Origin of the sequence: Reichenbachiella agariperforans (assembly GCF_900142205.1) — a bacterium.
GTDB lineage: Bacteria > Bacteroidota > Bacteroidia > Cytophagales > Cyclobacteriaceae > Reichenbachiella > Reichenbachiella agariperforans.
The window spans coordinates 292,630-305,493 of the sequence record NZ_FRAA01000004.1 but is presented as its reverse complement, the minus strand read 5'-3'; the positions used below and the strand labels follow the sequence as shown (position 1 = coordinate 305,493).

The 12,864-nt window shown below is 40.5% G+C and carries 8 protein-coding genes; all 8 read left to right on the top strand.

What is annotated here, in order from left to right:
• The 8 genes from rplJ (at window position 1) to fusA (ending at window position 12,846) form a co-directional block, all read left to right on the top strand.
• Window positions 1-531, top strand: coding sequence for a 50S ribosomal protein L10 (gene rplJ, locus BUB99_RS12510; RefSeq protein WP_073122859.1), 531 nt, complete (start codon window positions 1-3; stop codon window positions 529-531).
• A 40-nt stretch (window positions 532-571) separates the two neighbouring features.
• Entirely contained in the window at window positions 572-952 is a 381-nt protein-coding gene (gene rplL / locus BUB99_RS12505) for a 50S ribosomal protein L7/L12 (protein ID WP_073122858.1), read from the top strand.
• 132 nt (window positions 953-1,084) lie between these two features.
• Entirely contained in the window at window positions 1,085-4,957 is a 3,873-nt protein-coding gene (gene rpoB, locus BUB99_RS12500) for a DNA-directed RNA polymerase subunit beta (protein WP_073122857.1), read from the top strand.
• 54 nt (window positions 4,958-5,011) lie between these two features.
• On the top strand, window positions 5,012-9,325 hold the full coding sequence (gene rpoC / locus BUB99_RS12495; protein ID WP_073122856.1) for a DNA-directed RNA polymerase subunit beta': 4,314 nt from the start codon (window positions 5,012-5,014) through the stop codon (window positions 9,323-9,325).
• Window positions 9,318-9,653, top strand: a complete 336-nt coding sequence (locus BUB99_RS12490; RefSeq protein ID WP_073122855.1) for a DUF3467 domain-containing protein — start codon at window positions 9,318-9,320, stop codon at window positions 9,651-9,653. Before rpoC ends, BUB99_RS12490 begins: the two co-directional genes overlap by 8 nt.
• Before the next feature lie 216 nt (window positions 9,654-9,869).
• Entirely contained in the window at window positions 9,870-10,250 is a 381-nt protein-coding gene (gene rpsL / locus BUB99_RS12485; RefSeq protein ID WP_073122854.1) for a 30S ribosomal protein S12, read from the top strand.
• 16 nt (window positions 10,251-10,266) lie between these two features.
• Window positions 10,267-10,734 (top strand): 30S ribosomal protein S7, encoded by a 468-nt coding sequence (gene rpsG / locus BUB99_RS12480; RefSeq protein WP_073122853.1) that lies wholly within the window; start codon window positions 10,267-10,269, stop codon window positions 10,732-10,734.
• 12 nt (window positions 10,735-10,746) lie between these two features.
• A complete protein-coding gene (fusA, locus tag BUB99_RS12475; protein ID WP_073122852.1) occupies window positions 10,747-12,846 on the top strand; it encodes an elongation factor G in 2,100 nt (699 codons plus the stop codon).
• Window positions 12,847-12,864 lie beyond the last annotated feature (18 nt).

Sequence of the window (12,864 nt, the reverse complement as noted above, 5' to 3'; positions counted from 1 at the left end):
ATGACAAGAGAAGAAAAAGCCAAAATTATAGAAGAGCTTTCTGGAAAGTTTCAGTCAACTGGATACTTTTATTTCACAGATGCAGCAGGAATGACTGTTGCGGAGGTGAACAACTTTAGAAGAAAGTGCTTCGAAAGTGGCATAGAATACAGAGTGATCAAGAATACCTTGATCAAAAAGGCATTGGAAACAGTCGATGCTGATCTCTCTTCATTGAATGATGAAGTTTTGAAAGGTTTTTCTGGTGTTTTGTTTGCGGATCAAGATTCGGCAAGCGCTCCAGCTAAGCTTATCAAAAAGTTTAAAAAAGAAGACCAAGCAGATAGACCAAAACTTAAAGGGGCTTCCATCGAATACGATCTCTTTATAGGTGAGGAACATCTAGATACACTTGCTAAGCTCAAGTCTAAAAACGAGCTTATTGGTGAGGTTATTGGATTGTTACAATCTCCAGCCAAGAATGTTATCTCTTCACTTCAGAGTGGAGGACAAACACTTTCTGGGTTGCTACAGACTTTGTCTGAACGTTAATTTAGGTTTAAAATCATTAAAAATTTAATTATTTAAGAAAATGGCAGATTTAAAAGAATTCGCTGAACAGTTGGTTAACCTTACTGTTAAGGAAGTAAATGAATTAGCTGAGATATTGAAAGATGAGTATGGTATCGAGCCTGCAGCTGCTGCTGCTCCTGTAATGGTAGCTGGTGCTGCTGGTGGAGAAGCTGGTGGAGCAGAGGAGAAAAGCTCATTTGACGTTATCTTGAAGTCACCAGGTGGAGCTAAATTGGCTATCGTTAAATTGGTGAAAGAATTGACTGGTTTAGGATTGAAAGAAGCTAAGGAATTAGTAGATGGCGCTCCAAAAGCAGTTAAAGAAGGTCTTGCTAAAGAAGAAGCTGAAGGGCTGAAAAAGCAACTAGAAGAAGCTGGTGCTGAAGTAGAGCTTGCATAAGATTTGACAGTTTTTTTAAAAAACGTCTAAATATTTAGACCTGGTCCCGACTCATATCGGGATCAGGTCTTTTCCTATTTCTGCTTAGGTAGAAAGATTTCCTTATTTGTTATCACATAAAATTATACGGCCTTGGCTAGTAAAAATAAATCTGAAAGAATTAGTTTCTCTTCTATAAAATCGGTGATTGATTATCCTGATTTTTTGAAGGTTCAATTACAATCTTTTGAGGATTTTTTCCAGTTGGAAACCCCAGCAGAAAAAAGAGTTCAAGAAGGGTTGTTTAAGGTGTTTTCAGAAAACTTCCCAATATCTGATTCAAGAGAGAACTTTGTATTGGAGTTTATCGATTATTTGGTCGATCCTCCTAAGTACAACGTAGATGAGTCAATTGACAGAGGTCTAACATACTCTGTCCCGTTGAAAGCAAAATTGAGATTATCCTGTAATGATGAGGATAATGATGATTTTGAAACCATCGAGCAGGAAGTATTCCTAGGTAACATACCTTACATGACTGCCAAAGGTTCGTTTGTCGTCAATGGTGCTGAAAGAGTGATCGTGTCTCAGCTACACAGATCTCCAGGCGTGTTCTTTGCCCAAAGTAAACACACTAACGGTACGAAACTTTATTCTGCAAGAATTATCCCTTTCAAAGGATCTTGGATAGAGTTTGCAACGGATGTTAATAACGTCATGTATGCCTATATCGACAGAAAAAAGAAATTCCCTGTAACTACATTGTTGAGATCAATTGGTTACGGTTCGGATAAGGATATTTTGGATTTATTTGGTCTATCTGAGGAGGTGGACGCAACTAAAAAAGCTTTATCTAAAGTAGTAGGTCGTAAATTGGCCGCTAGAGTTCTTAGAACTTGGACGGAGGATTTCGTGGATGAAGATACTGGAGAGGTAGTGTCTATAGATAGAAACGAGGTACTCTTGGAGCGTGATTCTATGATCAACGAAGAGGATATCGATACTATCGTTGACTCTGGGTCTAAGTCTATCATTCTACATAAGAAAGATGTGAATATTACGGATTATTCTATCATCTACAATACACTGCAGAAGGATAATTCTAACTCTGAGAAAGAGGCTGTAGAACAAATCTATAGACAATTAAGAAATACTGAGGCTCCAGATGAGCAGACTGCGCGTGACATCATCAACAACTTGTTCTTTAGTGATAAGCGTTATGATTTGGGTGAAGTAGGTCGATATAGAATCAACCGTAAGCTTCAACTCGACGAGACTAATGTGTCAAGAGTATTGACTAAAGTTGATATTATCTTGATTGTGAAATATCTGATCGGTTTGATCAACTCCAAAGCGGTAGTGGATGATATTGATCACTTGAGTAACAGACGTGTAAGAACAGTTGGTGAGCAATTATATTCTCAGTTTGGTGTGGGGCTATCTAGAATGGCTAGAACTATCAAAGAGAGAATGAACGTTAGAGACAACGAAGAGTTCAAGCCTATCGATTTGATTAATGCTAGAACTTTATCTTCTGTTATCAACTCATTTTTCGGGACCAATCAGCTGTCTCAGTTCATGGATCAAACCAATCCATTGGCAGAGGTGACACACAAAAGAAGAATGTCAGCCTTAGGACCTGGAGGTCTTTCTAGAGAAAGAGCTGGTTTTGAGGTTCGAGATGTTCACTATACGCACTACGGTAGACTTTGTACAATTGAGACTCCTGAGGGACCAAACATTGGTTTGATATCTTCGCTATGTGTTCATGCTAAAGTGAATAGCATGGGATTCATCGAGACTCCTTATAGAGAAGTTGACAAAGGAATAGTAAATATGACTTCTGATGTTAAATATTTGACCGCAGAAGAAGAAGATACTTACAACATCGCGCAGGCAAACGCACCATTGAATGATGATGGAGAGTTTCTGAACGACAGAGTAAAAGCAAGATTCGAGGGTGACTTCCCAGTTGTTGAACCCAAAGAACTTAAATACATGGATGTAGCACCTAATCAGATTGTATCTGTGGCGGCATCTATGATACCTTTCTTGGAGCATGATGATGCGAACCGTGCTTTGATGGGATCAAACATGCAGCGCCAAGCTGTACCTTTGTTGAAGCCACAAGCACCGATTGTAGGTACTGGTTTGGAAAAACGAGTAGCACTTGATTCAAGATCACTCATCTTAGCTAAGCAGTCTGGTACGATTTCGTATGTAGATGCGACTAAGATCATGGTGAAGTATGACTTGAGCGATGATCAAAAGTTGATTTCTTTCAATGACGAAGTAACGACCTACGATCTGATCAAGTTCAGAAGAACTAACCAAGACACTTGCATTAACTTAAAGCCTATCGTCTTTAAGGGGGATAAAGTAGTAGCAGGTCAGCCACTGTGTGAAGGTTTTGCGACTGAAGATGGTGAATTAGCACTGGGACGTAACCTAAAGGTGGCATATATGCCATGGCAAGGATACAACTTTGAGGATGCGATTGTTATTTCTGAGAAAGTTGTTAGAGACGATGTTTTCACATCTATTCATATTGATGAGTATGAATTAGAGGTAAGAGATACGAAAAGAGGTGAGGAGGAGTTAACTTCTGAGATTCCAAACGTAAGTGAGGAAGCAGTGAAAAACTTGGATGAACATGGTGTCATCAGAGTAGGTGCTGAAATCAAAGAAGGTGATATCCTGATCGGTAAGATTACGCCTAAAGGAGAAACTGACCCTACTCCAGAAGAGAAACTCTTGAGAGCAATCTTTGGTGATAAGGCCGGTGATGTTAAAGATGCTTCATTGAAAGCGTCGCCTTCTTTGAGAGGGGTAGTAATTGATACCAAGCTTTTTTCGCGTCCGAAAAAGGATAAAGATTTAAGAGCGAAAGCTAAAAAGGAAGTAGAAATACTAAAAGCAAGTTATTCAAAGCAACTTAAAGATTTACGTGCACAAATCGTAGAGAAGTTAGTGGAGCTATTGGGTGGTAAGACTTGTCAAGGTGTTAAACATAAGTTTGGCGAAGAAATCATGTCTAAAGGCGTGAAATTCAATGCTAAGAATATACAAGAAAACTTCTTCCCAGATAGAAATATCTACAGAGATGAAAGTAGTTATCACGTGGCTGAAGAAGTTAACTTGATCTCAGATTTGATTCTCGATGGATGGACAGTTGATCCCAATATTAACGGTATGGTTTTCCAACTTGTTAAGAATTACAACAAGAAGAGAAACGATATTGGAGGTATCTTTAAGAGAGAGAGATTCACACTAGAAGTAGGGGATGAGTTACCAGCAGGTATTGTCAAACTCGCTAAGGTTTATGTTGCTAAGAAGCGTAAATTAAAAGTAGGTGATAAGATGGCTGGTCGACATGGTAACAAAGGTGTGGTAGCAAGAGTTGTTAGAGAGGAAGATATGCCGTTCCTAGAGGATGGAACTCCTGTTGATATCTGCTTGAACCCACTTGGTGTACCTTCTAGGATGAACATTGGTCAGATCTACGAGACAGTGCTCGCGTGGGCTGGTTCGAAGTTAGGCCGTAAGTATGCTACACCGATCTTTGATGGTGCAACTATGGAAGAGGTGGCTGCAGAATTGACCGAAGCAGGATTGCCAGAATACGGTAGATCATACCTATATGATGGTTTGACAGGACAGCGTTTTGATCAACCCGTCACGGTAGGTATTGCTTACATGCTGAAGCTAGGTCACCTTGTAGATGATAAAATGCACGCTAGGTCTATTGGACCGTACTCACTCATTACGCAGCAGCCATTAGGTGGTAAAGCCCAATTCGGGGGTCAGCGTTTTGGAGAGATGGAAGTGTGGGCATTAGAGGCATTCGGTGCTGCTAACGTGCTACAAGAGATATTGACCATCAAGTCTGATGACGTGATTGGTAGAGCAAAAGCCTATGAGGCTATTGTTAAAGGTGAAAACATGAACAAACCAAATATCCCTGAATCATTCAACGTACTGGTTCACGAATTGAGAGGTTTGGCTCTTGAAATCACTTTGGACTAATTTATTAATGATAACTCGGCCCCTTTTTGGGGTCACTAACTTATATATTGAATTATGGCATTCAGAAAAAGCAAAAAGCTAAGCAGTGACTTTTCGAGAGTAACGGTAAGTTTAGCTTCTCCCGAATCTATTCTGGAAAGCTCACATGGTGAGGTTACACAGCCGGAAACAATCAATTATAGAACATACAAACCTGAAATGGGTGGATTGTTCTGTGAGAGGATTTTTGGACCAGTTAAGGATTGGGAATGTCATTGCGGAAAATACAAGCGCATCAGATATAAAGGAATTATATGTGATCGCTGTGGTGTAGAAGTTACCGAAAAGAAAGTTAGAAGAGAGAGAATGGGACACATCGAATTGGTGGTTCCTGTTGCTCACATTTGGTACTTCAAATCACTTCCAAACAAGATTGGTTATTTGCTAGGGATACCTACCAAAAAACTGGATCAAATCATCTACTACGAGCGTTACTTGGTTATTCAACCAGGACTGAAAGAAGAAGATGGTATAAGTAGACATGACTTCTTGACTGAAGATGAGTATTTGGATATTTTGGATAAGCTTCCAAGAGAAAACCAGTTGCTCGATGACGATGATCCGAACAAGTTTATCGCAAAAATGGGTGCTGACGCCCTAGAGATGTCTTTGTCAAGAATCGAACTTGATACTTTGTCGTATGACTTGAGACACCAAGCAGCCACTGATACTTCTCAGCAGAGAAAAGCAGAGGCATTGAAGCGACTCAAAGTAGTAGAGGCATTTAGAGATGCAAAAACTAGAATCGAAAACAGACCAGAATGGATGATTATCAAGATGGTTCCTGTTATTCCTCCAGAGTTGAGACCTTTGGTTCCTTTGGATGGTGGTAGATTCGCAACTTCTGATTTGAACGATCTATACCGACGTGTGATTATCAGAAACAATAGATTGAAGCGATTGATAGACATCAAAGCACCAGAAGTGATTCTTAGAAATGAGAAACGTATGCTTCAGGAAGCGGTTGATTCATTGTTTGATAACTCTAGAAAGGTCAATGCTGTTAGATCTGATGGAAATAGAGCTCTGAAATCTTTGAGCGATATGCTCAAAGGTAAGCAAGGTCGTTTCCGTCAAAACTTATTAGGTAAACGTGTTGATTATTCTGGTCGTTCGGTTATTGTCGTAGGTCCAGAATTGAAAATGCACGAATGTGGTTTACCTAAAGGGATGGCTGCCGAGCTTTTCAAACCTTTTGTAATCAGAAAGTTGATTGAAAGAGGTATTGTTAAGACTGTAAAATCAGCCAAGAAAATCGTAGATAGAAAAGATCCTGTGATATGGGATATTCTAGAGAACGTGTTGAAAGGACACCCTGTCCTACTCAACCGTGCTCCTACGCTTCACAGGTTAGGTATTCAAGCTTTTCAACCGAAATTGATCGAAGGTAAGGCTATTCAGTTGCACCCACTTGCTTGTACAGCATTCAACGCCGATTTTGATGGTGATCAGATGGCGGTTCACGTTCCACTGGGGCATGAAGCGATTCTTGAGGCATCTCTATTGATGTTGGCATCACATAATATCTTGAACCCTGCGAACGGAGCGCCGATTACGGTTCCTTCTCAAGACATGGTTTTAGGATTGTACTATGTGACCAAAGGCCGTAGAACGACTAAAGAGCAAAGTGTACAAGGAGAAGGAATGACTTTCTACAGTGCAGAAGAGGTGATTATAGCGATCAACGAAGAAAGACTATCTAAGCATGCTTACATCAAGGTGAGAACCATGGTGAGAAATGAAGATGGTACTTTGGAAAGAAAAATCATCGAGACAGTAGCGGGTAGAGTTTTGTTCAACCAGTTCGTACCAGAAGAGGTAGGTTTCGTAGATGAGTTACTTTCTAAGAAGAAGCTACAGAAGATTATTTCTCATGTATTCAAGATCACTGGTATGGCGAGAACTGCACAGTTCTTGGATGATATCAAGCACCTTGGATTCCAGTCTGCTTACAAAGGCGGATTGTCGATGGGACTAGGAGATATCAATATCCCGGATGAGAAGGATAGTCTAGTAGCGCAAGCTAAAGAAGAAGTCGATGCAGTGTGGGCCAATTATCAAATGGGTCTAATTACTGATAACGAAAGATATAATCAGGTGATTGACATCTGGACTCGTATCAACTCTATGTTGACGGGAACTTTGATGACGCAGCTGGAAGAAGAAGATCAAGGATTTAACTCGATCTATATGATGATGCACTCAGGAGCAAGGGGTTCTAGAGAGCAAATTCGTCAGCTAGGAGGGATGAGAGGGTTGATGGCTAAGCCACAAAAGAACCTTCAGGGTTCTGTGGGAGAGATCATTGAAAACCCAATTCTATCTAACTTTAAAGAAGGGCTAGATGTAATCGAGTACTTTATTTCTACTCACGGTGCACGTAAAGGTCTTGCGGATACAGCATTGAAAACTGCAGATGCGGGATACCTAACGAGACGTTTGGTTGATGTAGCGCAGGATGTAGTCGTCAATGAAGAGGATTGTGGTACGCTGAGAGGTCTACAAGTTTCTGCTCTGAAGGATAACGAGGATATCGTTGAACCATTATCAGAGAGAATCTTAGGACGAGTATCTGTACATGATGTTTATGATCCAATCACTGAGCAGTTGTTGATTCCTGCTGGAATAGAAATTTCTGAGGAAATCGCTTCGAAAGTTGATGAATCAGCAGTCGAAGAAGTAGAGATTAGATCGGTCTTGACATGTGAGTCTAAGAAAGGGGTATGTACGAAGTGTTATGGTAGAAACCTTGCAAGTGGTCAGATGGCTCACAAAGGTGATGCTGTTGGGGTAATTGCCGCACAGTCTATCGGAGAGCCTGGTACACAGTTGACATTGAGGACATTCCACGTTGGGGGTACAGCATCTAACATTGCGGTAGAGGCGACTATTCCAGCGAAGTTTGATGGTGTGATTGAGTTCGAAGAACTCAGGTCTTTGAAAACTACTAATGCAGATGGTAAAGAAGCTGTAGTAGTAATGGCTAGAGCGGGTGAGATCAAAATCAATGATCCAGAAACTGGAAAAACTTTGATTAGCAATCACGTTCCTTATGGAGCATTTTTGAATGTTAAGAATAAGAAAAAAGTTAAAAAAGGAGATCAGCTATGTAGCTGGGATCCATACAATGCAGTTATTCTTTCTGAATTCGATGGTAAGATTGAGTTCGAGGCGATCGAAGAGGGGATAACATACAAAGAAGAGTCTGATGAGCAGACTGGTCACAGAGAGAAAGTAATTATCGATACAAAAGATAAAACTAAGAACCCTGCGATCGTAGTAATCAGTGGTGATGATGAGAAATCATATAACATCCCGGTGGGAGCTCACTTGTCAGTAGATATTGGAGATGAGATACATGGAGGTCAAATCCTAGCGAAGATTCCTAGATCAATGGGTAAATCCAGAGATATTACAGGGGGTCTACCAAGGGTAACAGAATTGTTTGAGGCTAGAAATCCATCTAACCCAGCAGTTGTGTCAGAGATCGACGGGGTGGTTACTTATGGAGGAATCAAGCGCGGTAATAGAGAGATCTTTATTGAGTCAAAAGATGGTGTAAAGAAGAGATACCTTGTGTCACTATCTAAACATATTTTGGTTCAGGATAATGATTTTGTAAGAGCGGGTTATGCCCTATCTGACGGCGCAACTACTCCTGCTGATATATTAGCGATCAAAGGCCCTACTGCTGTTCAAGAATATTTAGTGAATGAGATTCAAGAAGTATACCGTCTGCAAGGTGTGAAGATCAATGATAAGCACATCGAGACGATCGTGCGTCAGATGATGCAGAAGGTTGTGATTCTAGATGCTGGTGATACTAGCTTCCTGCCAAACCAGTTGGTAGATAAAATCAAGTTCATGGAAGAGAATGATTCTGTTCTTGACTTGAAAGTAGTCTCTGATGCAGGTGATTCGGGTAACTTGAAACCAGGTCAGATTATTACTTCTAGACAGTTGAGAGATGAGAACTCTAGCTTGAAGAGAAGAGATATGAAGATTGCAACGGTAAGAAATGCTGAGCCAGCCGTTTCTAAACCGACACTTCAAGGGATTACACAGGCCTCTTTGGGAACTGAAAGCTTTATTTCTGCAGCTTCCTTCCAAGAAACGACTAAAGTGTTGAGTGAGGCTTCTATTAGAGGAAAGAGAGATAGCTTACAAGGACTTAAGGAGAATGTGATCGTAGGTCATTTGATTCCTGCAGGTACTGGTCAGCGTCAATTCCAAAAGCTGATCGTAGGGTCGCAAGAGGAATATGATATGCTAAAGTCTTCTAAAGAGGAGTTTGCGAATAAATCTAAAGAATATCAGGAGAATGAATAAGGACGAGAATAAACAGGAAAAGAAAGTACAAGGGAATCAGATTAATATTGAATTGTCTGAAGAAATTGCCGAAGGAGTATATGCTAATCTGGCAATGATTGCACATTCGAATTCTGAGTTTGTTGTTGACTTTATTCGCTTGATGCCAGGCGTGCCAAAGGCAAAGGTGAAGTCTAGAGTAGTGATTACTCCCGAACACGCCAAGCGCCTACATGCGGCACTTCATGATAATATAGTGAAATACGAACAGACATTTGGCCCCATCAAACAGGTGGAGGATTCGCCCAAGTTTCCGATGAATTTCGGAGGTGCAGTAGGAGAAGCCTAACAGCTAGTGTTAAAAATAAGTCTGAAAAGGAGTTCTATATGGACTCCTTTTTCATTTTATTAGATTGGATGTAAAGAAGGAGAATTACAGAATATTATATCAAAAAGACTGATAATCAATACATTTTTTTATTACAGTGTTTTAATATAAAGTAATTGTCTCTATCTTTGCGTTCCCAAAAAATGAACGGTAGAGAATAAATTAAATTAAAGATAAATGCCTACTATACAACAATTAGTTAGAAAAGGTAGAAAAACATTGGTCTCTAAATCAAAGTCTCCGGCTTTGGACGCATGTCCTCAAAGACGTGGAGTTTGTACCAGAGTTTATACTACTACACCAAAAAAACCTAACTCAGCGATGAGAAAGGTAGCTAGGGTAAGATTGACGAATGGTAAAGAAGTGAACGCCTATATTCCAGGTGAAGGTCACAACCTACAAGAACACTCGATCGTGCTGATCAGAGGTGGTAGAGTAAAAGATTTACCAGGTGTTAGATACCATATCATTAGAGGAGCTCTTGATACTGCTGGAGTAAGCGGTCGTTTACAGAGAAGATCTAAGTATGGTGCGAAAAGACCAAAGGATAAAAAGTAAAAACTGATATTTTAAGATGAGAAAATCGAAACCAAAGAAGAGATATATTCTTCCTGATCCGAAGTTCCAAGATACGCTCGTATCTAAGTTTGTGAACTATCTAATGGTGGACGGAAAGAAGAGTATTGCTTATGCAATCTTTTATGATGCTATTGACATCATTGAAGAAAAGACAAGTGAGAATGGTCTTGAGACTTGGAAAAAAGCGCTAAACAACATCATGCCATCTGTCGAGGTGAAAAGCAGAAGAGTAGGCGGTGCTACATTCCAGGTTCCAATTGAGGTCAGACCGAACAGGAAAACTTCATTAGGGATCAAGTGGATGATTTCATACGCTCGATCGAGAGGCGAAAAAACGATGAAGGAACGTTTAGCTGGCGAAGTTATCGCTGCTGCGAAAGGTGAAGGAGCTGCTGTGAAGAAGAAAGACGATACGCACAGAATGGCTGAAGCAAACAAAGCATTTTCACATTTTAGATTTTAATCAGAAGAAATAATGGCAAGAGATCTAAAATTGACACGTAATATTGGTATTGCTGCGCATATTGATGCAGGTAAAACTACCACTACCGAGCGTATTCTATATTACACTGGTGTCAGTCACAAGATAGGTGAGGTGCACGATGGTGCAGCCACTATGGACTGGATGGAGCAAGAGCAAGAAAGAGGTATTACTATTACTTCTGCTGCTACCACCGTTTTTTGGAATTATAAAGAACAACAATATCATATCAACATCATTGACACTCCTGGTCACGTTGACTTCACAGTTGAGGTAAACAGGTCTTTGAGGATTCTTGATGGGTTGGTTTTTCTATTTAGTGCAGTAGATGGTGTGGAGCCGCAGTCTGAGACTAACTGGAGACTAGCTGATAACTATAAAGTTGCTAGACTAGGATTTGTCAATAAAATGGACAGATCTGGAGCGGACTTCTTGATGGTATGTAAGCAAGTGAAAGAAAGATTGGCTACCAAAGCCGTTCCTTTCCAATTGCCTATCGGTGCTGAAGATGGTTTCCGCGGTGTTGTCGATCTTGTAGAGAGAAAGGCAATGGTCTGGAACGAAGAAGATAAAGGTATGACTTTCGACGAGATCGAAATTCCTGCTGATATGGTAGATGAGGTAGATCAATATAGAGAGGAACTACTCGAGGCTGTCGCAGAATATGACGAAAGCCTAATGGAGAAGTATTTCGAAGATCCAAACTCGATTACCAAAGAAGAAATTATTGCAGCTTCTAGAAAAGCTACTATTGACTTGGCGTTTGTGCCAATGTTCTGTGGGTCAGCTTTCAAGAACAAAGGCGTGCAGACTATGCTCGATTACGTGATGGAATTGCTTCCTTCACCTATGGATAGAGAAGGTATCACAGGTACTGATCCTGATACTGAGGAGCCTACAACTAGAAAGCCGTCTGCATCTGAGCCGTTTGCTGCGTTAGCATTTAAAATCGCAACAGATCCATTTGTTGGACGTTTGTGTTTTGCTAGAGCGTATTCTGGTACTTTGGATTCTGGATCTTATGTATGGAACACAAGAACAGATAAGAAGGAAAGAATTTCTAGAATCTTCCAAATGCATGCAAACAAGCAAAATCAAATCGATCAGTTTCATGCTGGTGATATTGCTGCAGTGGTTGGGTTTAAGGACATTAAGACTGGAGACACACTTTGTGATGAAAAGCACAAGATAGTCCTTGAGTCTATGGACTTCCCAGAGCCAGTTATTGGTTATGCTATTGAACCTAAGACTCAAGCAGATGCTGACAAACTAGGTATGGCGATTGCTAAACTTGTAGAAGAGGATCCTACGCTAGTAGTAGAGACAGATCACGATACAGGACAGACGATCTTGAGAGGTATGGGTGAGCTTCACTTGGATATTATCATCGATCGTTTGAAGAGAGAGTTCAAGGTTGAAATCAATCAGGGAGCGCCTCAGGTTGCTTACAAAGAGGCTATCCAATCGTTGGTCGATCATAAAGAGGTTTACAAGAAGCAATCGGGTGGTAAAGGTAAGTTTGCTGATATCGTATTTGAGTTATCGCCAATAGATGAGGATTACGATAAAGATGGTTTACAGTTTGATAACAAGATTGTAGGTGGTGTGATTCCTAAAGAATTCATTCCTTCTATCCAGAAAGGATTTGAGTCTGCAATGTTGAACGGGCCACTTGCTGGCTTCCCACTTGACTCTATGAAAGTGAAACTATACCATGGGTCTTTCCATGATGTGGATTCGGATGCACTCTCTTTTGAGATGGCAGCTAGATTAGGTTTCAAAGCAGCAGCTAAAAAAGCTAGTCCAGTATTGCTAGAGCCTATCATGGCAGTAGAGATTGTAACTCCAGATGAGTACACAGGATCTGTAACAGGTGATATGAACAGACGTAGAGGTATCATGAAGGGAATGGACGTAAAAGGAAATTCTCAAGTGGTAAAAGCTGACGTTCCATTATCTGAGTTGTTTGGATATGTAACTGATTTGAGAACGATGACTTCTGGTAGAGCTACTGCTTCGTTGACATTCTCTCACTATGATCCAGTACCAAAGAACATAGCAGATGAAGTGATTAAAAAAGAAAAAGGCGAATAGTCCGCAAATAATTATTGA

Coding starts and splice junctions, on each gene's coding strand:
- rpsL (WP_073122854.1), top strand. CDS start 9,870: ATGCCTACTATACAACAATTAGTTAGAAAAGGTAGAAAAACATTGGTC.
- BUB99_RS12490 (WP_073122855.1), top strand. CDS start 9,318: ATGAATAAGGACGAGAATAAACAGGAAAAGAAAGTACAAGGGAATCAG.
- rpoC (WP_073122856.1), top strand. CDS start 5,012: ATGGCATTCAGAAAAAGCAAAAAGCTAAGCAGTGACTTTTCGAGAGTA.
- rplJ (WP_073122859.1), top strand. CDS start 1: ATGACAAGAGAAGAAAAAGCCAAAATTATAGAAGAGCTTTCTGGAAAG.
- rplL (WP_073122858.1), top strand. CDS start 572: ATGGCAGATTTAAAAGAATTCGCTGAACAGTTGGTTAACCTTACTGTT.
- rpsG (WP_073122853.1), top strand. CDS start 10,267: ATGAGAAAATCGAAACCAAAGAAGAGATATATTCTTCCTGATCCGAAG.
- fusA (WP_073122852.1), top strand. CDS start 10,747: ATGGCAAGAGATCTAAAATTGACACGTAATATTGGTATTGCTGCGCAT.